19 protein-coding genes are annotated in these 21252 nt (G+C 74.6%); 3 read left to right on the forward strand and 16 right to left on the reverse strand.

Going from position 1 to position 21252, the window contains the following annotated elements:
- The first annotated feature begins 236 nt into the window (after positions 1-236).
- Complete coding sequence (locus DMP17_RS26060) at positions 237-2822, forward strand: ATP-binding protein (protein ID WP_443217910.1); 2586 nt, start codon at positions 237-239, stop codon at positions 2820-2822.
- 7 nt (positions 2823-2829) lie between these two features.
- Here the strand turns inward: DMP17_RS26060 and DMP17_RS26065 are convergent, their stop codons facing one another.
- The 9 genes from DMP17_RS26065 to DMP17_RS26105 form a co-directional block, all read right to left on the reverse strand.
- Complete coding sequence (locus DMP17_RS26065; protein ID WP_337830885.1) at positions 2830-3825, reverse strand: adenosine deaminase; 996 nt, start codon at positions 3823-3825, stop codon at positions 2830-2832.
- Positions 3826-3855: 30 nt separating this feature from the next.
- The gene (locus DMP17_RS26070) at positions 3856-4824 is read right to left on the reverse strand and encodes an SDR family NAD(P)-dependent oxidoreductase (protein ID WP_226367973.1); all 969 of its coding nucleotides are present in this window, start codon (positions 4822-4824) and stop codon (positions 3856-3858) included.
- Positions 4825-4920: 96 nt separating this feature from the next.
- Positions 4921-5568, reverse strand: coding sequence for a hypothetical protein (locus DMP17_RS26075; protein WP_062403935.1), 648 nt, complete (start codon positions 5566-5568; stop codon positions 4921-4923).
- An 81-nt stretch (positions 5569-5649) separates the two neighbouring features.
- Entirely contained in the window at positions 5650-6522 is an 873-nt protein-coding gene (locus tag DMP17_RS26080) for a WXG100-like domain-containing protein (protein ID WP_226367974.1), read from the reverse strand.
- Positions 6519-6857 carry a type VII secretion target gene (locus DMP17_RS26085; RefSeq protein ID WP_226367975.1) on the reverse strand — a complete coding sequence of 113 codons (339 nt, stop codon included), beginning with the start codon at positions 6855-6857 and terminating at the stop codon, positions 6519-6521. Before DMP17_RS26085 ends, DMP17_RS26080 begins: the two co-directional genes overlap by 4 nt.
- Positions 6854-7186: a YbaB/EbfC family nucleoid-associated protein gene (locus DMP17_RS26090; protein WP_337830886.1), complete on the reverse strand. Its 333-nt coding sequence runs from the start codon at positions 7184-7186 to the stop codon at positions 6854-6856. Before DMP17_RS26090 ends, DMP17_RS26085 begins: the two co-directional genes overlap by 4 nt.
- 50 nt (positions 7187-7236) lie before the next feature.
- Entirely contained in the window at positions 7237-9873 is a 2637-nt protein-coding gene (gene clpB, locus DMP17_RS26095) for an ATP-dependent chaperone ClpB (protein ID WP_226367977.1), read from the reverse strand.
- A gap of 217 nt (positions 9874-10090) precedes the next feature.
- Positions 10091-10435, reverse strand: coding sequence for a hypothetical protein (locus tag DMP17_RS26100; protein WP_226367978.1), 345 nt, complete (start codon positions 10433-10435; stop codon positions 10091-10093).
- Positions 10436-10646: 211 nt separating this feature from the next.
- On the reverse strand, positions 10647-11456 hold the full coding sequence (locus DMP17_RS26105; protein WP_337830887.1) for a pyridoxamine 5'-phosphate oxidase family protein: 810 nt from the start codon (positions 11454-11456) through the stop codon (positions 10647-10649).
- Positions 11457-11771: 315 nt separating this feature from the next.
- Between DMP17_RS26105 and DMP17_RS26110 the strand changes: the two genes are divergently transcribed.
- Positions 11772-12944 (forward strand): globin domain-containing protein, encoded by a 1173-nt coding sequence (locus tag DMP17_RS26110; RefSeq protein ID WP_337830888.1) that lies wholly within the window; start codon positions 11772-11774, stop codon positions 12942-12944.
- A gap of 69 nt (positions 12945-13013) precedes the next feature.
- Here DMP17_RS26110 and DMP17_RS26115 read toward each other — a convergent pair whose 3' ends face one another.
- From DMP17_RS26115 to DMP17_RS26130, 4 genes are all read right to left on the reverse strand, one after another.
- Positions 13014-13817 carry a TauD/TfdA family dioxygenase gene (locus DMP17_RS26115; protein ID WP_337832736.1) on the reverse strand — a complete coding sequence of 268 codons (804 nt, stop codon included), beginning with the start codon at positions 13815-13817 and terminating at the stop codon, positions 13014-13016.
- 63 nt (positions 13818-13880) lie between these two features.
- Positions 13881-14738 (reverse strand): ABC transporter permease, encoded by an 858-nt coding sequence (locus DMP17_RS26120; RefSeq protein WP_226354359.1) that lies wholly within the window; start codon positions 14736-14738, stop codon positions 13881-13883.
- On the reverse strand, positions 14735-15676 hold the full coding sequence (locus DMP17_RS26125; protein ID WP_337830889.1) for an ABC transporter permease: 942 nt from the start codon (positions 15674-15676) through the stop codon (positions 14735-14737). The genes DMP17_RS26120 and DMP17_RS26125 overlap by 4 nt, the downstream gene beginning before the upstream one ends.
- Positions 15673-17229, reverse strand: coding sequence for an ABC transporter substrate-binding protein (locus DMP17_RS26130; protein ID WP_337830890.1), 1557 nt, complete (start codon positions 17227-17229; stop codon positions 15673-15675). The genes DMP17_RS26125 and DMP17_RS26130 overlap by 4 nt, the downstream gene beginning before the upstream one ends.
- A 266-nt stretch (positions 17230-17495) precedes the next feature.
- Between DMP17_RS26130 and DMP17_RS26135 the strand changes: the two genes are divergently transcribed.
- Positions 17496-18686: an MDR family MFS transporter gene (locus DMP17_RS26135; RefSeq protein ID WP_337830891.1), complete on the forward strand. Its 1191-nt coding sequence runs from the start codon at positions 17496-17498 to the stop codon at positions 18684-18686.
- A gap of 110 nt (positions 18687-18796) precedes the next feature.
- On the opposite strand, the gene DMP17_RS26140 is transcribed toward DMP17_RS26135, so the two are convergent.
- From DMP17_RS26140 to grpE, 3 genes are all read right to left on the reverse strand, one after another.
- Positions 18797-19252 carry a heat shock protein transcriptional repressor HspR gene (locus tag DMP17_RS26140; RefSeq protein ID WP_301549047.1) on the reverse strand — a complete coding sequence of 152 codons (456 nt, stop codon included), beginning with the start codon at positions 19250-19252 and terminating at the stop codon, positions 18797-18799.
- 5 nt (positions 19253-19257) lie between these two features.
- On the reverse strand, positions 19258-20484 hold the full coding sequence (locus tag DMP17_RS26145; protein WP_337830892.1) for a DnaJ C-terminal domain-containing protein: 1227 nt from the start codon (positions 20482-20484) through the stop codon (positions 19258-19260).
- 88 nt (positions 20485-20572) lie between these two features.
- On the reverse strand, positions 20573-21235 hold the full coding sequence (grpE, locus tag DMP17_RS26150; protein WP_226354363.1) for a nucleotide exchange factor GrpE: 663 nt from the start codon (positions 21233-21235) through the stop codon (positions 20573-20575).
- Positions 21236-21252: the final 17 nt, after the last annotated feature.

A 21252-nucleotide genomic window follows, 5' to 3' on the forward strand; every position in this document is an offset into this window, starting at 1 on the left:
GCCAGCGGGCAGTCGCGCGGTCGCCGGATCCGCGGGTCCGGATCCGAATCCGACCCTCTGCGCTGCGGTGACATGGACACGTGCGACGGGGGGTCCGTTCACGACGCCGGCCACGGACCCCGTCCGGGGGCACCGGACCCCCGCGGACACGGGGGGTCCGCGCGTGGTGTCGATCCCGCACTCCGGCGGTCTAGGCTGGGTTCGGAGTGCGTCGACGAGGACGTGGGGGTCCGGCGGTGGACACGGCCACCTGGCACGACATCCGGGCGCGGCACGCGTCGGGTGAGGCGATCAAGGCGATCGCCCGCACCCTGGGTGTCTCCCGCAACACGGTGCGGCGCGCGCTCGCCGCCGACGGGCCACCCGACCGGCGCCCGCGCGCGGGGACCGTCGCGGACCCGTTCGAACCCGCCATCGTCGCGCTGCTCGCGGCGGAGCCGGGGCTGCCCGCGACCGAGATCGCCCCGCGGATCGGCTGGCCGCACTCGATGACGGCGTTGAAGGAACGGGTCCGGCTGCTGCGTCGCGACCCGGTCGCACCCGGTACCGGGAGCGGGCCGCGCCCCGAGCTGACGACGTTCGTCGGGCGCACCGAGGAGATCGCGGCCGTCGCCACCGCCGTCCGGCGGCACCGGCTGGTCACCCTCACCGGCCCGGGCGGGGTCGGGAAGACCCGGCTGGCCCGGCAGGTGGCCGCGGCCCGCACCGGCGACGTCGCCGACGGCGTGTGGTTCGTCGAGCTCGCGGCGCTGCACGACCCGGGGCTGGTCGCGCAGGCGGTGCTCGACGAGCTGGGCGTCGCCGCGGCGGGTGGCCCGGCCGCCGACGTGCTGCTCGGGCACCTGCGCGACCGCCCGGCGCTGATCGTGCTGGACAACTGCGAGCACCTGCTCGACGCGGTCGCCGGGCTGCTGCACCCGCTGCTACGGGCCGCCCCCGGGGTGAGCGTGCTCGCCACCTCCCGCGAAACCCTCGGGATCGCCGGTGAGCACGTGCTGCCGGTCGACCCGCTCCCCGTCCCGGACGGCCCGGTGCCCGACGCGCTGGACGTCCCCGCGGTGGCGCTGTTCGTCGACCGGGCCGCCTCGGTGCTCCCCGGTTTCACACCGGACGCGGCGACCCTGCCCGACGTCATCGAGATCTGCCGTCGCCTCGACGGCGTCCCGCTGGCCATCGAGCTGGCCGCGGTCCGGCTGCGGGTGCTGTCGGTGCACCGGCTGCTGACCCGGCTGACCGACCGCTTCGGGGTGCTGACCGACGGCGACCGGGCCGGGCCCGAGCGGCACCGCACGCTGCTGGCCACCGTCGCGTGGAGCCACGAGCTGTGCACCGCGACCGAGCAGACGCTGTGGAGCCACGCGACGGTCTTCCCCGGCTCGTTCGACCTCGACGCGCTCGACGCCGTGTGCGCCCGGTCCGCCGATCTGCCCTCGGGGGTGCCCGGCCCGGCGCTGCTCGACGCGGTGTCCGGCCTGACCGCCAAGTCGATCCTGATCCGCGAGGACGGCACCGGTGACGTCCGGTTCCGGATGCTGGAGACGATCCGCGAGTTCGGCCGCGACCGGCTGTCCGCCGACGAAGCCCGAGCGCTGCGCGACCGGCACCTGCGCCACCGCCTCGCCGCGCACGCCGAGCTGGCCGCCGCCTGGTTCGGGCCGGACCAGGCGGCGCTGGCCCGGCGGGCGAACGCCGAGCACGCGGACCTGCGTGCGGCGCTCGACCACGCCTCGGGCGACGGCGCCGACCCGGCGGCGGCGCTGCGGCTGCTCGGCTCGCCCTGGTTCCTGTGGGCGACCTGCCTGTCGATGACCGAGCACCGCCGCGGCCTCACCCGCGCGCTCGACGCCGCGCCCGACCCGACGCCGGACCGGGCCCGCGCCCTCGCCGCCGCCGGGCTCGTCGCCGCGCTCCAGGGCGATCCGCAGGCGGCGGCCGAGCTGGCCGCCGAGGCCGGCGGGACCGCCGACGCGGCCGGTGACCCGGGCCTCGCGGCGTTCGCGGTGCACGTCGCCGGGCTCGCCGCGTTCTTCTCCGACCGGTTCACCGAGGCCGCGGACCTGTTCGCCGACGCCGAACGCCGCTACCGGGCGGTCGAAGCGGGCGCCGTCCCGCTCGCCACGCTGGACGTGCACGTCGGGCTGCTGGAGATCTCCCGCGGCGCGCTCGACGCGGCCGAGTCCCGGCTGCGGGCGGTGCACGCGCGCAGCACAGCGGCCGGCGAGACGTGGTTCCGCAGCTACGCCGCCGACGGGCTCGGGTTCATCGCCCTGCTCCGCGACGACGTCGCCGAGGCCCGCCGCCGGTCACGGGAGAGCCTGGAGCTGGTCACCGGGTTCGACGACACGATCGGCCTGTCACTGGCGCTCGACCTGGCTGCCTGGACCGCCGCCGTCGACGGGCGGCACGAGCGGTCCGCGGTGCTGCTCGGCGCCGCGTCGGCCCGCTGGGGGTCCTTCGGCCAGCAGCTCTACGGCTCCCCGGACTGGCAGTCGCGCCGACAGGGCTACGAGCGGCGCAGCCGGGAGATCCTCGGTTCCACCGCGTTCGAGGCCGCGTTCCGGCACGGCGCCGCGCTGCGCCGCGACGACGCCCTCGGCTACGCCCTCGCACCGGCCGCGACGACGGTCCTGCCGGCCGAGGTGGTGCTGACCCCGCGCGAACGGGAGGTCGTGGCACTGGTCGCCCGCGGCCGCACCAACCGGGAGATCGCCGCCGAGCTCGTGCTCTCGCACCGCACCGTCGAGGGCCACGTCGGACGGATCCTGACCAAGCTCGGCTTCGCCCGCCGCACCCAGCTCGCGAGCTGGTGGTCGCACCCGTGAGCCGCGGTCACGGCCGCCAGGCGGCCACCTCCGCGAGCAGCCGGGCCTTGGCCGTGTCGTCCAGGAACGACGACGACACCGAGTTCGCCGCGAGGGTGCGCAGCGCGTCCTCGCCGAACCCGAGGCCCTCGCGGACCGCGGCGTAGTTCGCGTCGACGTAGCCGCCGAAGTAGGCGGGGTCGTCGGAGTGCACCGACACGTTCAGCCCGGCCGCGAGCATCTCCGGCAGCGGGTGCAGCCCGATGCCGGGGACGCAGGCGAGCCGGACGTTGGACAGCGGGCAGACCGTCAGCGGGGTGCGATCGCGGACCAGGCGGGCGACGAGGGCGTCGTCCTCGATCGCGCGGATGCCGTGGTCGACGCGCAGCACGCCCAGCTCGTCGAGGGCCTCGGTCACGTAGCCCGCCGGTCCCTCCTCGCCGGCGTGGGCGACCGGCTTGAGACCCAGCCCGCGGGCCCGCTCGAACACCGAGGTGAACTTCGACGGCGGGTGCCCGACCTCGGCCGAGTCGAGCCCGACCCCGACGATCCGGTCCAGGTACGGCTCGGCCGCCCGCAGGGTCTCCTCGGCCTCGGCGGCCGACCGGTCGCGCAGGAAGCAGAGGATCAGCCCGGCGGAGACGTCGTCGGCGTGGTGCTCGATCGCGTCGGTGAGCCCACCGATCACGTCGCCGATCGCGACGCCGCGGGCGGTGTGCGCCTGCGGGTCGAAGAACATCTCGACGTGCCGGACCCCCTGCTCGGGGCAGGTCCGCAGGTAGGCCGACGCGAGCGCGGCGAAGTCGTCGCGGGTCCGCAGGACGGCCATGTTGGCGTAGTAGACGTCCAGGAAGGACTGCAGGTCGGTGAAGTCGTAGGCGGCCCGCAGCTCCTCCACCGAGGCGTACGGGAGGTCGACGTCGTGCCGGCGGGCCAGCTCGAACACGGTCTCGGGTTCGAGCGTGCCCTCGATGTGCAGGTGCAGCTCGGCCTTCGGCAGCGGCGGGGTCCCGGTGGTCGTCACCGGGACATCATCCCGCGCCGCTCCGGGCGGTCAGGAGCTGGTGACCGTCGACGTCATGTAGGCCGAGACCTGGTGGCCACGGGAGCGGTCGCGGGCCGCGGCGCTCGCGCGGGCGCGCTGCGCCGCGGTGCGCACCGGACCGGCCGCCCAGTGCCGCCCGCAGTCCCCGGCGGCGACGACGGCGCGCCCCGCACCCGGGCGGGAGGGCAGGTCCGGCAGCCGGGACGGCTCCCGGTGCCCGGCACCGCCGAGCAGCTCCTCGGGCGTGGCGGACGGGGCGGCCGGGACCGCGGTGGCCGGGGTGGTGACGGCCGCCGCGCCGGTGGGCTCCCAGGTCGCGTCGGCGAACAGCTCGGCGCCGCGCCGGGCCGCACGGACCCCCGCGGCGACGGCGCGCCGGGCCGGGCCCGGGCGGGCCGGGCCGCTCTGCGGTGCGCTCACGAGCAGGCCCGCCTCGAGGTCGTCGAGCACCGCGTCGGCGGCGTCGGCGGTCCACTCCGGCCGGTCGTCGCCGCGGACGGCGACGACGTGCACGTCGCCGGTCAGGGTCGGGGCGAGCGAGGTGACGAACGAGACCGCCCACGCGGCCGACTGCTCGTCCCCGCCGATCGCGACGATCCCGCCGGCGCCGCGGCGCAGCATGCCGGGCAGCGCGGCGTGGGTGAGGCGCATCGTCGCCGTCATGCCGAGGTCGACGCTCGCCCGCCCGGCGTCCGGTGCGGCGCCGGCTGCGTCGGCGAGCGCGTCGTGCACGAGGACGTCGACGGCCGGGGCCTCCGGTCCGGCGAGGTAGGCCTCGAGCCGGAACAGACCGTGCCGGGTGCCGAGGTCCGCGAGGAGCACGTCGGCGCGGATCCCGTACCGGGCGGCGAGCTCCCGGGCGGTGGGGGCGACCCGCTCGGGGTCGCGGGTGACGAGCAGGAGGTCGTGTCCGCGCGCGGCCAGTCGGTCGGCCAGAGCCGCGCCGAGACCCGTACCGCCGCCGGTGATGAGAGCCATAGCCACACGATCAGGCTAGCCGTACCCGTTCGGCTTAACGCGTTCGGGTGGTCACATCGCGTTGCGGTGGATCAACGCTGCGTAGATACCCGCAGATCAGGACTCGATCGCGGGACGACGGGCGTGCAGCCCCTCCTCCAGAGCGGTGGCGACCTCGGCCAGATCGGCGAGCAGGTCCTGCATCCGATCGGCGGAGATGCCGACGGGCGCGGCGGCCAGCACCCAGGCGTCCTCGGCCCAGAGGAGCTCGACGTCCTCGCCGACCGCGTCGCTGGCGTCGGCGACGCGCGGGGTCAGCAGCGGGCGGACGGCGTCGGCGTCGCTGACGAAGGCGTAGCGCTCACCGACCGGCTCGAGCAGGTCGAGACCGGCGTCGTCGGGCAGCGGGGCCGAGGGCAGCCGCAGCTCGACGGCGGCGGGCAGCGACTCGTGCACCTGCACCGCGCAGAGCACCGAGCTGATCCGGCCGGCCTGCTCGTGGTCGAACGCGTAGGCCTTGCGCGGGCCGTCCGGGGTGGGGACGTCGCCCGAGACCAGGTTGCGGGCCACACCGGGGCCGCCCTGGTGGATCGTCCCGTAGCGCCAGCGGCTGGGCAGGACGGGATCGGACTCGAGGTACTCCCACTCCCGCATGGACGCCCAGCGGCGGCGGTCCCGCGTCGCGCCCCCGCGGAACCGGTCGAACAGCAGCAGACCGACACCGACGACGATCGCGACGAGGGCGATGACGAACCAGACCGACATGCCGGGCAGCGTAGTCCCGACGGGCCCCGTGGAGTGGTAACGCCACGGCTCCGGACGTGCACGTTCGTCGTACACGGAGCCTCAGCCGGCGGCCGGCTCGTCCCACTCCGCTGCCGTGGCCCGGCGGGCGGCGTCGTTCTTGCCGTACTCCAGCACGGCGTCCTGCCCCCGGGTCACCGTCTGTTCGACGGCCTCCCGCGCCGGCGACGTCGCGATCCCGGGCAGCAGACCGGTCCGCATGGTGTCCTCCAGCCTGTGTGCGACCGCGCTCGCCTTTTCCAGCAGGGAGACGACCTCCTCGACCCGGCGGACGATCGTGCGGGAGAGATCGACGGCGTCGAGGACGAGGACGGCGATGCCGACCGGGGCGGCGACCCCCGCGGTGACGGCCGCGCCCGCAGCCCACGCGAGCAGCTTCGGGACCAGCCACACGACGAACTCGGCGATCAGGTCGCGCACGATCGCCCGCTCGGTGCCGACGACGGACGCCGAGGTCAGCACGACGTCGGCGACCCCGTGGGCGGCCTCGGACAGGCGTCGTGCGGCGTCGACCTGCGTCGCGGCGGCCCCGTGGAACGCGCCCCCGGCGGTCCCGGTCCAGGCGTCCGGGGCCGCGAGGACGGTCTCGATCTCCGGGAGGAGGGCGGCCAGCTCCCGGGAGATCTGCTGCCAGTCCTTCGCCCGGGCCTCGATCTGCCGGGGGTCCCCGCAGAGCCAGTCGAGGGGCTCGCTCAAGAAGGCGAAGTGCTCGATGGCCCATCCGACCCCGGCCGCCCCGAGCTCCGACAACGGGTCGGCGACCAGGCCGAGCGTGTCGAGCCCGGCCACGGTGGCGGCGACGCCGATGCCGGCGCCGTCCTGTTCCCCCGCCGCCGTCCCGAGGTCCTCGATCGAGGAGAACACGCCCGCCCCGTCGAGGGGGCCCGGCCCCTCGACGTCCACCGGAGCCGTCACCGGTCCCCACCGACCGGGGCCGGGGCGGGCGGGACGTCGACCTCGCCGAACATGGTGGCCGCCCGGAGCTCGGTGTCGAGATAGGCCGCGACGGCCTCCCGGGCGGAGGTCGCCAGGTCGTGCAGTGCGGACGAGAGGGACTCCAGCGCCCGGACACCGGACCGCATGGCCGCGGTGGCGTCGGCCGAGAAGAAGTCCCCGATGACGCCGTAGGCGTCCGTGTCGAGCTCCGCGAGGGACGGGCGCATCCCGGCGACCGTGGAACCCGCGTCGTCGAGGACACCGGCGTGGGTCGCGACCGTGTCGGGGACGACCCGGATGTCCGGGGAGGTCACCGCCCGCCCTCCCGCGTCAGCGGCGCCATGATCCGTTCCACCTGCGCCGCCGCGTCCGCCGCGGCCTCCCGGCTCAGCCGCAGCACCGTCTCGGCGAGCCGGGCCCGCGGCATCTCCTCGGCGCGCACGCCGAACTGCAGGTCGGTGAGGCTCCCCGACGGGTCGACGGTGACCACGACCGCACCGTCGCGGGTGCGTGCGGTCGCGGTCACCGTCGCGACCCGGTCCCGGGCCTGCTCGGCCCGGACCCGGATCGACTCGATGCGGGTGCGGTACTCGTCCAGCCAGGTCCGCCCGGCGTCCGGCTGCTCGGCGGTGAAGTGCTCCATGGGCCCCGACGATGACGTGCACCGCCGGTGCCCACGGGCGAACCGGTGGATCAGTTCGCGATCGCGACCGCCGGGTCGGCGGTGGCCCCCACCGCCTTGCCCACGATCAGGCCGCCGGTGCCGCCGTCGGCCGACGGGTCCAGGTCGACCCGGACCGTGTCGCCCTCGCGGACGCCGCCGGACAGCAGCTCGCGGGCGAGCTGGTCGCCGATCGCGGACTGCACCAGCCTGCGCAGCGGGCGCGCGCCGTAGACCGGGTCGAACCCGTTCATGGCGAGCCACTCGCGGGCCGCGTCGGAGACCTCCAGCGACAGCCGCCGCTTGGCCAGCCTGCGCCCCAGCACCCCGACCTGGATGTCGACGATGTGGGTCAGCTCCTCGGTCGACAGCGCGTGGAAGACCACGACGTCGTCGAGCCGGTTGAGGAACTCCGGCTTGAAGTGCGACCGGACGACCGCCATGACGGCGTCCGTGCGCCCCTTCTCGTCCAGGGACTGGTCGGCGATGGCCTGGCCGCCCAGGTTGGACGTCAGCACGAGGATCGTGCTGCGGAAGTCCACCGTGCGGCCCTGGCCGTCGGTGAGACGGCCGTCGTCGAGCACCTGCAGGAGCGTGTCGAAGACGTCCGGGTGGGCCTTCTCGACCTCGTCGAGCAGCACGACGCTGTAGGGCCGCCGCCGCACCGCCTCGGTGAGCTGACCCCCCTGGTCGTAGCCGACGTAGCCGGGAGGGGCACCGACGAGGCGGGCCACCGAGTGCTTCTCGGAGTACTCGCTCATGTCGATGCGGATCATCGCCCGCTCGTCGTCGAACAGGAACTCCGCGAGCGCCTTGGCCAGCTCGGTCTTGCCGACGCCGGTGGGCCCGAGGAACAGGAACGAGCCGGTCGGCCGGTTCTCGTCCGCGACGCCGGCACGCGCCCGGCGGACCGCGTCGGACACCACGCGCACGGCCTCGGCCTGGCCGACCACCCGGTGGCCCAGCTCGTCCTCCATGCGCAGGAGCTTGGCGGTCTCGCCCTCCAGCATCCGGCCGGCGGGCACGCCGGTCCAGGAGCTGACGACGTCGGCGACGTCGTCCGGGCCGACCTCCTCCTTGAGCATCACGTCCTCGGCCCGCTCGACCGTCTCGGTGGCGGCGGCGAGCTCCTTCTCCAGCTGCGGGATGCGCCCGTAGCGCAGCTCCGCGGCCCGGCCCAGGTCGCCGTCGCGCTCGGCCCGCTCGGACTCGCCGCGCAGCTGCTCCAGCTGCTCCTTGAGCTCGCGGGTGACGTCGATGGCGCTCTTCTCGTTCTGCCAGCGCGCGGTCAGCGCGGCCAGCTCCTCGCGCTTCTCGGCCAGCTCGGCGCGCAGGGCGACCAGCCGATCCTTCGACGCCGCGTCGCTCTCCTTGTCGAGCGCCATCTCCTCGATCTCCAGGCGGCGGACGGCCCGCTCCACGGTGTCGATCTCCACCGGGCGCGAGTCGATCTCCATCCGGAGCCGGGAGGCGGCCTCGTCGACGAGGTCGATGGCCTTGTCCGGGAGGAACCGGGCGGTGATGTAGCGGTCCGACAGCGCGGCCGCGGCGACCAGGGCGGCGTCGGTGATGCGGACGCCGTGGTGCACCTCGTAGCGCTCCTTGAGCCCGCGCAGGATGCCGACGGTGTCCTCGACGGACGGCTCGCCGACCAGCACCTGCTGGAAGCGGCGCTCCAGCGCCGGGTCCTTCTCGATGTGCTGGCGGTACTCGTCGAGTGTGGTCGCGCCGACCATCCGCAGCTCACCGCGGGCGAGCATCGGCTTGATCATGTTGCCGGCGTCCATCGCGCCCTCGCCGGACGCGCCCGCACCGACGATCGTGTGCAGCTCGTCGATGAAGGTGACGACCTCGCCCGCGGAGTCGGTGATCTCCTTGAGGACGGCCTTGAGCCGCTCCTCGAACTCGCCGCGGTACTTCGCACCGGCCACCATCGACCCCAGGTCGAGGGAGACGACGCGCTTGCCGCGCAGCGACTCGGGCACGTCACCGGCCACGATGCGCTGGGCCAGGCCCTCGACGATCGCGGTCTTGCCGACGCCCGGCTCGCCGATCAGCACCGGGTTGTTCTTGGTGCGGCGCGACAGCACCTGGACGACGCGGCGGATCTCGGTGTCCCGGCCGATGACCGGGTCGAGCTCGCCCTCGCGCGCCCGGGCGGTCAGGTCCTGGCCGTACTTCTCCAGTGCCTGGTAGCTGCCCTCGGGGTCCGGGCTGGTCACCCGGGCCGAGCCGCGGACCTTGCCGAACGCCTCGCGCAGCGCGTCCGGCGTGGCGCCGTGGCGCGCCAGCAGCTGGGCGACCGGGCCCCCGGACCGCGCGAGCCCGACGAGCAGGTGCTCGGTGGAGACGTACTCGTCGCCCATCTCGGTGGCGAGCTGCTGGGCCGCGGTGATGGCGGCCAGCGCGTCCCGGGACAGCTGCGGCGCGCTCACCGACGACCCCGACGCCGACGGCAGCCGGTTGCCCAGCGCGGTCAGCTCGGATCGGACGGCGGCCGCGTCCGCCCCGACGGCGGCCAGCAGCGGCGCGGCGATGCCGTCGCCCTGGGCCAGCAGCGCACCCAGCAGGTGGGTGGGCCCGACGTCGGGGTTCCCGGCCAGCGTCGCGGCCTGGACGGCTGCGGAGATGGCCTGCTGGGTACGGGTGGTGGGGTTGAAGGAGTCCATGCTCCGCGTTCCTCCCGGTCCTTCTGAGGTCGATGGTCTGTGGATGGGGAGCGGCACCCCGGGCCGCTGCTCCACAGTCTGCCCGGCCGGTGCGCCTCTCGACAGGGTCAACCGCAGAAAAGTTGAGTCCATTCCACTCAACACCGGAATTTCCCGGGAACGACCGCGGCCCGCCCGGAGTGATCCGGACGGGCCGAGGGTGGAACGGGTGCGACGATCAGCGCTCGCTGTTGTCGATCACCGTGATGCGGTTGTCGTTGTCGCTGAAGTTGCCGTTCAGGTTGTCCCGGACGTTGTCGTTCAGGAAGTCGCTGCAGTTGCCGGCCTGGCCGATGTTCGAGCCGGCGATCGGGGCCTGGGCCAGGGCGTTGGCCGAGCCCTCGGTGACGATCTTGCCCTTGGCGTCGGCGTCGCCGCCCTCGAAGGCGCAGGCCTTCGCCGGGGCGCCGTGGTGCTCGCCCTTGTCGTGGCCGTAGTCGCCCGCGAAGGCGAACGGCGCGGCCGCGGCCAGCGTGGCGGCGGTACCGGCGACGACGAGGCCGAGCTTCTTCTTCGACAGCATGTCTGACTTCTCCTGTGGTGTTTCCGATGCAGGACGACGCGAGCGGCACCCGGAGCCCGTGGGTGTCGCCTGCCGTCCGATCGCCCGGGGGTTCGACCGAGCGTGCTCGGTCGGTGACGATCTGCTGCTGTCAACGACCGGGATCGACCGGGGTCACGGCTTCCGGTTCACTCGATCGGAGTATCCTCTGGTGCGCAACCGTCGCCCCAGGTCAGCGGCCGTGCGGGCGGCGCCGGAGCGTCCGCGAGGCCCCCGCGCCGAGGTGCGTCGTGCTCGGGAACCGGCGCCGGGAGGGCCGCGGCACCCGCGGCTCGGTCCCCTTGGCGCCGAAGAAGTCGCCACCCTTGCGGGCCGGGTCGTCGGTCCCCCAGGCGCGCCGCTGCGTCACCCGCTCCATCCGCGGGATGTGCTTGCGGCAGTGGATGTAGGCCTCCTCGACGTCCACCACCACCCAGCGCTCGGCGCGGCGGCCGGCGGCGTGGTCGCGCGCGTGCCCGGGGTAGACGGCGCGGAAGGCGTCGTCGTCCATGATCCGGGCGCGGCCGTTGACGTGCAGCCCGATCAGCGACTCGGTGAAGTCGACCATCAGCATCCCGACGTGCGGGTTCTCCACCAGGTTGCCGAGGCTGGCGTACACGCCGTTGCCCCGGTACTCGGGGTAGGCCAGCGTGTGCGGGTCCAGCACGTGCAGGAACCCGGGCGGGCCGGCCCGCAGCGAGCTGTCGCACTCGCCGTGCGCGTCGGACGTCGCGACGAAGGCCATCTCCATCCGTCCGACGAACTCGATCATCCGCGGCAGCAGCCGGTCGCGGAGCTGGTCGTCGTAGAACCGGCCGGCGCGGGCGGAGCTGCCCACCTCGGCCTGCAACGCGTGCTCACCCGCGGAGCCGGGCCGGTGCGGTCCGTCCGGGACCTCCGGGGCGTCGGGCACGCCGCGCTCCGGGGTCGCGGGGACGACCACCGGCGGCGTGGCCGGACGGTCCCGTCCGGGCAGGACGACGGCGGGGATTCGCAACGGCACAGGACAACCGTGCCATCCGGCGCGGCCAGGACCAAACGATCACGGCTCCGACCGGCCCGGGACACCGCCACGTCGGCATTCCGCGCGATGGACGCTATCCTGACCACGGCGCTACCCACGCCATGACGAGTGACCGCCGTCCCCGAACGGATGATGAGTGACAATGCGTACCCGCTCACCACACCCTGGCGGGTCGGTCGGCGTACGCCGTTCCGGCGGATGGAGTCTCTCGCGTACCCTAACCGGCGGAACGCGGGCGTCGACGCCCGGTGTCACCGCGGCACGGAGCACGACCGAGGAGAGTGTCCGCCAGGCATGACTGCTGACCAGCTGATCGCCGGCGACGTCGCCCCGCCGCGACGCCCCGCCTCGGAGGCGGACCGCACCGTCGAGCTCATCCGGACCAGCTTCGCCCTCGTCGAACCGCAGGCCGAGGAGATCGGCAAGCACTTCTACGCCACGCTGTTCAGCCAGGCGCCCGAGACGCGTGACCTGTTCCCCGTGAACATGGAGGTGCAGCGCAGCCGGCTGCTGCGCGCCCTCGTGCACGTGGTGCAGATGGTCGACCAGCCCGACGACCTCGTCCCGTTCCTGCAGCAGCTCGGCCGCGACCACCGCAAGTTCGGCGTGCTGTCCCAGCACTACGACGCGGTCGGCGCGGCGCTGCTCTCCGCGATCGCCACGTTCGCGGGCGAGAACTGGACCCCGGAGATCGAGAAGGCCTGGACCGGCGCCTACGGGATCGTCGCGGACGCGATGCAGCAGGCCGCCGCGGCCGAGCGCGGGCCCGCCTCCTGGCTGGGCCGGGTCGTCGAGCACCGCCGGATCGGCTGGGACCTGGCCGTGGTCACCGTCGCGACCGACCAGCCGGTGCCGTATCAGGCCGGCCAGTACGTCTCGGTGGAGACGCCGCACCGCCCGCGGCTGTGGCGCTACCTGTCCCCGGCCAACGCCCCGCGTCGCGACGGGACGATCCAGTTCCACGTCCGCGCCGTCGAGGGCGGCTGGGTCAGCCGCGCGATCGTCGCGCACAGCCGGGTCGGCGAGACCTGGCGGATCGGCCCGCCGATGGGCCGGATGGCCGTCCCGCAGAACACCCGTCGCGAGCTGCTGATGGTGGCCGGCGGCACCGGCGTCGCCCCGATGAAGGCGCTGCTCGACGAGGTCGGCCGGCGCCCCCAGCCGCCGCGCACCCAGGTGTTCGTCGGCGGCCGCACGTGGGACGACCTGTACGACTTCACCTCGCTGCGCAAGCTGTCCTACAACTACCCGTGGCTCGACGTCATCCCGGTCGTCGAGTACGAGGACGAGCCCTCCGGCGCCGAGACCGGCACCCTGGCCGACGTCGTGACCCGGTTCGGCGCCTGGAGCGACCACGACGTCCTGGTCTGCGGGTCGCCGTCGATGATCCGCTCCACGGTGTCGCGGATGCTGGTCGCGGGCACGCCGCTCGACCGCATCACCTACGACCCGTTCACGATGGACTGAGCAGGCCCGTACGCCACGACGGCCGCCCTCCCGCACCGGGAGGGCGGCCGTCGTCGTCGTGGGGGCCGGTCAGAAGGCCTCGGTGGTGCGCACCGACAGCACGTGCAGCTCCCGGCTGCCGGTGAACGCGTCGCGCCCGTGCAGGAAGCGGTAGTTGTCGAGGACCAGCAGGTCCCCGCTCTCCAGCCGGAACCGCGGCGCGGCCTCGAACGCGGTGGCGAGCACGTCGGCGTAGGACTCGATGTGCTCGAGGTGGGTGTCCCAGTACGGCTCGCGCGGCACCGGCAGCGCGTAGTCGCTGGCCCGGACGGCGCGCCGGCCGCCACGGGTGTGCTCGATCATCCGGCGCAGCAGCGGGGTCGACGGCACACCGCGCGGCGGGTTCGTCCGGCTGCCGAAGAAGTCCACGTCGGAGCCGGTCAGGAACCCGTGCAGCGACGGGTGCTCCGCGGCGAGCCGCTCGGCGAGCGCGTAGCCGTCGACGAGCACCGAGTCGCCCCCGGACGGCGCCGGGGAGGTGCAGTGCATGAACAGGAAGTCCTCGTCGGGGTCGCGCAGCCGCACGGTGCGGCCGTGCACGTCGGCCTCGAGGAACGCGCCGTCGTTGTGCAGGCCGAGGACCGGCGAGTCGGTCCCGCCCTGTGGCCGGATGCCGAACAGCTCGCGCAGCCGCCCGCCGAGCAGGGTGGCCGCGGCGACGACCATCGCCTCCGGGTCCGGGCCCGCACCGGGGATCCGGACGACGCCGTCGCGGGCCAGCACCTCCCGGGCCTCGCCGAGCGCCGCCGCGCGGGGCACGACCCCGGTCTCGTCCACCAGGCTCTTGAGCTCCGGTCGCGCCTCGCCCCTGCGCCGTCCGTCGGTTCCGGTCATCGCCACGACGTACCTCCTGCCGTTCATCCGTACTCGCAGCAGTCTGGCAGGAACGAAGCGATGTCAGAACTGTCCGGTCGGACCGGTCGTCCACCGGCGTTCCAGCCCGCGGCCCAGCGAGGTGACGAGCAGCGCCGTCCCGACGACGGCCAGTGCGGGCAGCAGGACGAGCTGCGGGGCGTTGAACAGGAACTGCCGACCGTCGGCGAGCATCGCCCCCCACTCCGGGGTGGGCGGCTGCGGACCGAGCCCGAGGAACGACAGCCCGGCCACGGTCAGCAGGACGTTCGCGAACCGCAGGCACAGGTGCGACAGCAGCGGCCGGGCGAGGTTCGGCAGGACGTGCCGGAACGCGATCCGCAGCGGCCCGGCGCCGACGGCGACGGCGCCCTCGACGTACTCGCGGGCGCGTTCGCGGACCACGAGCTGGTAGGTGAGCCGGGCGAACGGCGTCCACCCGGCGACGACGATCGCCACCAGCAGCGACCACACCCCCGGCGCCCCACCGGACGCGGCGACCACCACGAGCCCGATCAGCACCGCCGGGATCGCGACGAGCACGTCGATGGTGCGCTGGAACAGCTGCCCGACCGCCCGTCCGCACCAGGCGGCGAGCACGCCCAGCACCGTCCCGATCCCCGCGCACAGCGCGAGCGCGACCAGGGTGAACCCGACCGAGAGCCGGGCGCCGACGGCGAGCCGGGCGAGTACGTCGCGGCCGAGCTGGTCGGTGCCGAGCGGGTGCGCGGCCGACGGCCCGGCAAAGCGGTGGGACAGGTCGTTGGCGACCGGGTCGAGCGGCAGCAGGGCGACCACGACGAGCACCCCGAGCAGGACCAGCGCCCCCACCTGCCACCACGTCGAGCGCCGGGCGGTGCGCGCGGGTGCGCCCGCCGGGCGGGCCAGGGCCGACGCGGTCACCGGACGGCGCTCCGGGCGACCGGGTCCAGCGCGAGCGCGAGCAGCTCGGCGAGGATCCCGGCGACGGCGGCGACCAGCACGATCGCGAGCAGCCCGGCCTGCACGACCGGCAGGTCCTGGCCGAGCACGGCGTCGTAGAGCAGGCGCCCCAGGCCGGGGATCGCGAACAGCACCTCGACCACGACCGAGCCGCCGAGCAGCCCACCGAGGAACAGCCCGGACAGGGAGGTGACCGAGGTCAGGGCCAGGCGGCCGCCGTGGCGCCACAGCACCCGTCCGTCGCTGATGCCCTTGGACCGTGCGACGGCGACGTGTGGGCGGGCCAGCGCGTCGACGGTCTCGGCGCGCACCAGCTGGGCGGCGAGCGCGGCCGGGAACGCGGCGAGGGTGAGCACCGGCAGCACCGCCTGGTCCACGTCGCCCCAGCCGGTCGCGGGCAGCACCGGCACGGTGACGGCGAAGGCGAGCACCAGCGCCGTCCCGAGCACGAACTCGGGGATCGCGACGCCCAGCACCGAGCCGGTGGTCAGGACCCGGTCGAGCCGGCCGCCGGGACGGCGCGCGGCGCGCACCCCGAGCGGGATGCCCACCAGGGCCGCGAGCACCAGCGCGGCGACGGTGAGGGTCAGCGACACCCCGAGCGCGGGCCAGAGCAGGCCCGAGACGGGGGTACGGCTGGTCCAGGAGATCCCGAGGTCGCCGCGCAGCAGCGCGCCGGCCCAGCCGGTGAACTGGTCCCACCAGGAGCCGTCGAGGCCGTACTGCTCCCGCAGCGCGGCCAGCACCGCCGGGTCCGGGTCGGACTCCCCGGTCCGGCTGCGCAGGATCGCGAGCGCGGTGTCCTGACCGGAGAACCGCGGGAGCAGGAACACCAGCACCGCCGCGGCCGCGGCGACCAGCGGCAGCGCCAGCAGCCTGCGCGCGACGAGTGGGGTCACTCCGTCGTCGCCAGCCCGGGGACGACGAGCGACTTGGCCAGCGGGTCGACGGTGTAGCCGGTGACCCGGTGCCCGACGCCGTTCGCGTTGGTGTGCACCAGCGGGACCCCGACGACGTCGGCGTTCAGCTTCGCCGCGGCCTCGGTGAAGACCTTCTGCCGTGCGGCCGGGTCGGTCTCGGTGGCCAGCGGGGCGAGCAGGGCGTCGAACTGCGGCGAGCAGTAGTGGTTGAGGTTGTAGGAGCCCTGGCAGGTGTAGTCGGTGGTCAGCGTGGCGCCGGCGTCCGGCACGTCGAGCAGGTAGCTGCGCGAGAGCAGGTACATGTCGAAGTCACCGGCGAGCAGCTGCGGCTCGCGGGCGTCGTAGTCGCCGATGCGCACGGTGGCCTCGATGCCGGCCCCGCGGAGCATCTCCTGGACGGCGGTGGCCAGCGTCGGGAGCTCGGGGCGGGCGCCGTAGGCACCCAGCTCGATGCGCAGCGGGTTGCCCGGGCCGTAGCCGGCCTCGGTCAGCAGCTGCCGGGCGCGCGCCGGGTCGGCGGGCGGCGGGGCGTCCTGCGAGCCCCACGCCACGGCCGGGCCGAACAGCTCCGAGGCCGGGATCGCCGACCCGGCGAGCGCCTGCTCACCGAGCGCGGTGCGGTCGACGGCGGCCGCGACGGCCTGGCGGACCCGGATGTCGTCGAAGGGCTTGCGGGACTGGTTGAGGATCAGCGAGGCCGTCCGGGGCGCGGCGACGGTCTGGTTCACGTACTCGTCGCCGGTGAACTCCAGCGCGCTGGACTCGGGGAGCTCCTGGGCGATGTCGGCGTCACCGGCCCGCAGGGCCAGGGCGCGGGCGGCCGGGTCGGGCACGAAGTTCGCGGTGACACCGGCCAGCTGCGGGCGCTCGCCCCAGTAGCGGTCGTTGCGGGCGAGGGTCACCGACTGGGTGCCGTTCGTCTGGGTGATCGTCATCGGGCCGGTGCCGGTCTGCTGGACCGACGGCGGGGTGGCCCGGTACGCCGACGGCGCCAGGATCGCGGTGTTCGCGCTGGACAGCCGCAGCGGCAGGATCGGGTCGGGCTTCGTCGTCGTGACGCGCACGGCGTCCGCGCCGTCCGCGGCCGCCTGCAGGCCGATCCCGCGCACCGCGCGCGGCGGCGCGGCGACGCCGGCCACCCAGTTCAGGGCGGTCGCGGCGGCCTGCCCGGTGAGCGGCTCGCCGTTCTGGAAGGTCACGCCGGGACGCAGCTCGAACCGCCAGGTCCGCGGGTCGGACTGCTGGGCCCACGCCGTCGCCAGTGCGGGTCGCGGCTGCCCGTCCGGCCCGGACGCCACCAGGGACTCGGTCACACCCAGCTGGGAGACGACGAACGCGTCGTCGGTGTCCACCCCGTAGCCGGCCGACGGGCCGAAGGCCATCGCGATGGTGGCCTGCCCGTCCGGGACGACCCGGCCGCTCCCGCCGCCGGTGCCACCGCATGCGGTGAGGACCGCGACGCTCACCGCCAGGGCGGCGGCGACCCGCAATCGAGAACGACGGGGTGCTACGACGGCGCGCGCGGCGGGCATTGCGACCTGTCCTCTCCGGCGCCCTCGACCGTGTGTCACCCGGCGCCCGGAAGATCTTCGGTAAGCCTGTACACACGGTCAAGCATCTTCATGCATGCGCATATGTCGTTACTGCCATCGAGTCGCGACTGCAGAGGGCGACCTGGTACCACTTCGTGGTGCTCCGCAGTCTCCTCCGCCGACCCGCCGATCCCGAGTCGGACCCGCGTCCCGCGGCCCCGCTCCGCGTGGGTCGCTGGGCGCACTTCAGCGGGCTCCCGCCGGTCATGAAACTGCTGATCAGCACCCAGCTGGCCTTCAACGTGGGCTTCTACATGGTGCTGCCCTACCTGGCCACGCACCTGGCCGAGGATCTCGGGCTCGCCGCGGCCGCCGTCGGGCTGGTGCTGGGGCTGCGGACGTTCAGCCAGCAGGGGCTGTTCGTGATCGGCGGGACCCTGACCGATCGGTTCGGTGCGAAGCCGGTCGTGCTCGCCGGGTGTGCGCTGCGCGTGACCGGATTCATCCTCCTCGGGGCCGCCGGCACGCTGCCCGCGGTCATCGGCGGGGCGCTGCTGACCGGGTTCGCGGCCGCCCTGTTCTCGCCGGCCGTCGAGTCGTCGCTGGCGCGGGAGGCCGGGGAGCGGGAACGCGCCGGGGAGGGCCCGCCCCGGACCGAGGTGTTCGCGATGTTCGCCGTCGCCGGTCAGGTCGGGACGGTCACCGGGCCGCTGGTCGGCACCGCGCTCATGCTGGTCGACTTCCAGCTGGCCTGCCTGGTCGCCGCCGTCGGCTTCGTGCTGGTGGGGCTGGCGCACTGGCGGTGGCTGCCGTGGCGGGAGGCCGAACAGGCCGGACGGCCGATGCTCGCGGGCTGGGGCGAGGTGCTGGGCAACCGTCGCTTCATGCTGTTCGCAGCCGGCTACTCGGGCTGGCTGCTGTCCTACAACCAGCTGTACCTGGCGCTGCCCGACGAGCTGGAGCGCATCGGCCGCACCGCGGCACTGGGCTTCCTGTTCGTGCTGATGTCGGTGCTGGTCATCACCCTGCAGATGCGGGTGACGACGTGGGGCCGCCGGATCGGGGCCGGCCGCTCGGTGGTGCTCGGGTTCTTCCTGATGGCCGCGTCGTTCATCGTCGTCGCGGTGGCGCGGCTGCTGCCGGGCCTGCCGGGGTGGTGGGCGCTCGCACCCGCGGTGCTGATGGTGCTGCTGCTGACCTTCGGCGAGATGTTCGCCGTGCCGGTCGCGCAGGACCTGGTGCCCCGGCTGGCCGGGGAGCGCAGGCTGGGCGCCCACTTCGGGGTGCTGGCCTCGTTCGGCGGGCTGATGGTGCTCGTCGGCTCGACGGGCGTCGGCGCGCTGCTGGACCCGGCGTTCCCGCCGGCGCTTCCGTTCGCGGTGCTGGCCGCGGTCCCGCTGCTGGGCGCCGTGGTGCTCGGGCTGCTGGCCCGCCGCGGGGTCCTGACGGCCGCCTGAGCCGCCCGTGCCCGCACCATCAGGGGCCGTCGCACCCCGGATGCGGTCCGCGCACCCGTCGCGGTGGGTGCGGCGGCGCCCTGCGGGGTGCGGCGGGTACCGCGTGGGGCTCAGCCGTCGTCGGCGGGGCGCCAGCGCACGACGGCCTGGCGCCGGTCCACCGGCACGAGGTCGCGCCGGTAGGAGCGGTGCACCGCCGCCGTGGCCTGCGCGGCGGCGGCACGGACCGCGTCGAGCTCGGCGGTGGCCTCCTCGAGGCGTGCCGAGAGCTCGTCGACCATCTGCTCCAGCTCGATGATCCGCTTGACGCCCGCGAGGTTCACGCCCTCCTCCTGGGAGAGCCGCTGCACCTCGCGCAGCAGCGCGATGTCGCGCTGGGAGTAGCGACGCCCGCCGCCCGCGGACCGGCCCGGGCTGACCAGGCCGATCCGGTCGTAGCTGCGCAGGGTCTGGGCGTGCAGGCCGGACAGCTGCGCGGCGACCGAGATGACGAACACCGGGCTGTCGTGTGCCACGTCGACGGTCAGCGGCTCCTCCCCGTCCCGGGGGGTGCGTCGTCCGGCCACCGCCATCACCTCCTGGTGCTACCGAGCAGATCGGCCCGCGGGTCGAACGACAACGTCGCCTCGGCGTAGGCCTCCAGCGCGCTCGTCGCCGCCTCGTCCAGCTTCTGCGGCACCGCCACCTCGACGGTGACCAGCAGATTGCCCTTCTTCCCGTTCTTGCGCTCGACCCCACGCCCCGACACCCGGAACGTCCGGCCGCTGGCGGTCCCCGGCGGGATCCGCAGCGAGACGGTGCTGTCGAGTGTCGGCACCGTCAGGGTCGCACCCAGAGCCAGCTCGGGAAAGGTCACCGGCACGGTGAGGGTCAGGTCGTCGGAGTTCTTCGACGACCGCCCGAAGATCCGGTGCGGGGTGACCGAGACCGTGACGTAGAGGTCACCGGCGGGGGCGCCGCCGCGACCGGGCTCGCCCTGGCCCGCGAGCCGGACCTTCTGCCCGTCGTCGACGCCCGCGGGGACCCGCACCGTCAGCGACCGGGTCCGGGTGGACACGCCGTCGCCGTGGCACTCGGGGCACGGGTCGTCGATGATGCGGCCGGTCCCGCGGCAGTCGCGGCACGGCTCGGAGAACGAGAACGCGCCCTGGCTGCGGTTCACCAGACCCTGACCGGAGCAGGTCGGGCAGGTGCGCGGGGTGCTGCCGGGCCGGGACCCGGTGCCGCCGCAGCGCTCGCAGCGCCCCGGCGAGGACAGCTTGATCGGCACCGTCGCGCCGCGCACCGCGTCGTCGAAGGAGATGGTCAGGCTGCTCTCGACGTCCTGGCCGCGGCGGGCACCGGCCGTGCCGTACCCGCCCGCACCGCCGGCGTTGTTCCGCGCGGTGCGGCCGAAGATGTCGCCGAGGATGTCGCTGAAGTCGCCGGCCCCGGCACCGCCGGAGCGGCCGGCCTGGCCGAACAGGTCGTTGATGTCGAAGCCGCCCTGGCCGGCGCCACCGGGGCGCGCGCCGCCGGGGAAGCCGCCGCCGGTGCCGAACCCGCCGAAGCCACCGCCGCCCGCGAACATCGCGCGGGTCTCGTCGTACTCCTTGCGCTTGGACTCGTCGCCCAGCACGCCGTAGGCCTCGGAGACCGACTTGAAGCGGGCCTCGGCCTTCTCGTCGCCGGGGTTCGCGTCCGGGTGCAGCTCGCGGGCGAGCTTGCGGTACGCCTTCTTGATCTCGTCCTGGGACGCCGTCGAGGAGACGCCCAGCTCGCGGTAGAAGTCCTTCTCGATCCAGTCGCGCTGGGTCACTCCGCCTCCTTCCCGATCGGACCCGCGGTGCGGCGGGAGGCCGGTCGCCTCCCACCGCACCGCGCGGTCACGTCCCTGCCCGTCCTGGTCAGGCCGGGTTCTGCGGCTCGCCGTCGCCGGCGTCCGCGCCGCCCCCGGCCGGAGCCTCGGGGCGGTCCTGCACGGTCACCATCGCCGGCCGGAGGACCCGGTCGGAGATGCGGTAGCCACGGCGCAGCACCGTCGACAGCACGGTGACCGTGGGGCCGGAGCCCTCGGCCGGCTCGTGCTGCACGGCCTCGTGGAGCTGCGGGTCGAAGGACTCGCCCTCGGCCCCGAACGGCTCGAGACCGAGCTTGGTCAGCACCGTGGTGACCTTGTCGGCCGCGGCCTTGAACGGTCCCGTGAGGTCGCCGTGCTGGGCGGCGCGCTCGAAGTCGTCGAGCACCACCAGCAGGTCGTTCGCGAAGGAGACCTTCGCGTCCACCTTGGTCTGCTCACGGTCCCGGTCGGCCCGGCGCCGGTAGTTGGCGTACTCGGCGCTGACCCGCTGCAGGTCCGCGGTGCGCTCGGCGACCTCGGCCCGCAGCTTCTCGACCTCCGGGTCCTCCCCGTCGGCCGGGCCCGCGACCTGCTCGCCGTCACCGGCCGGGGCCGCCGTGTCGGCGGCCCCGGTCGCGTCGGCGTCGGGACGGACCTCGCCGGTCTCCGGGTCCACCTTGCGGCGGTCCCGGAACGTCACCGGCTCCTCCTGCTTCTGTTCGTCAGCCATGTCGACCGTCCTGTCGT

It is taken from the genome of Pseudonocardia sp. TMWB2A, assembly GCF_017312135.1.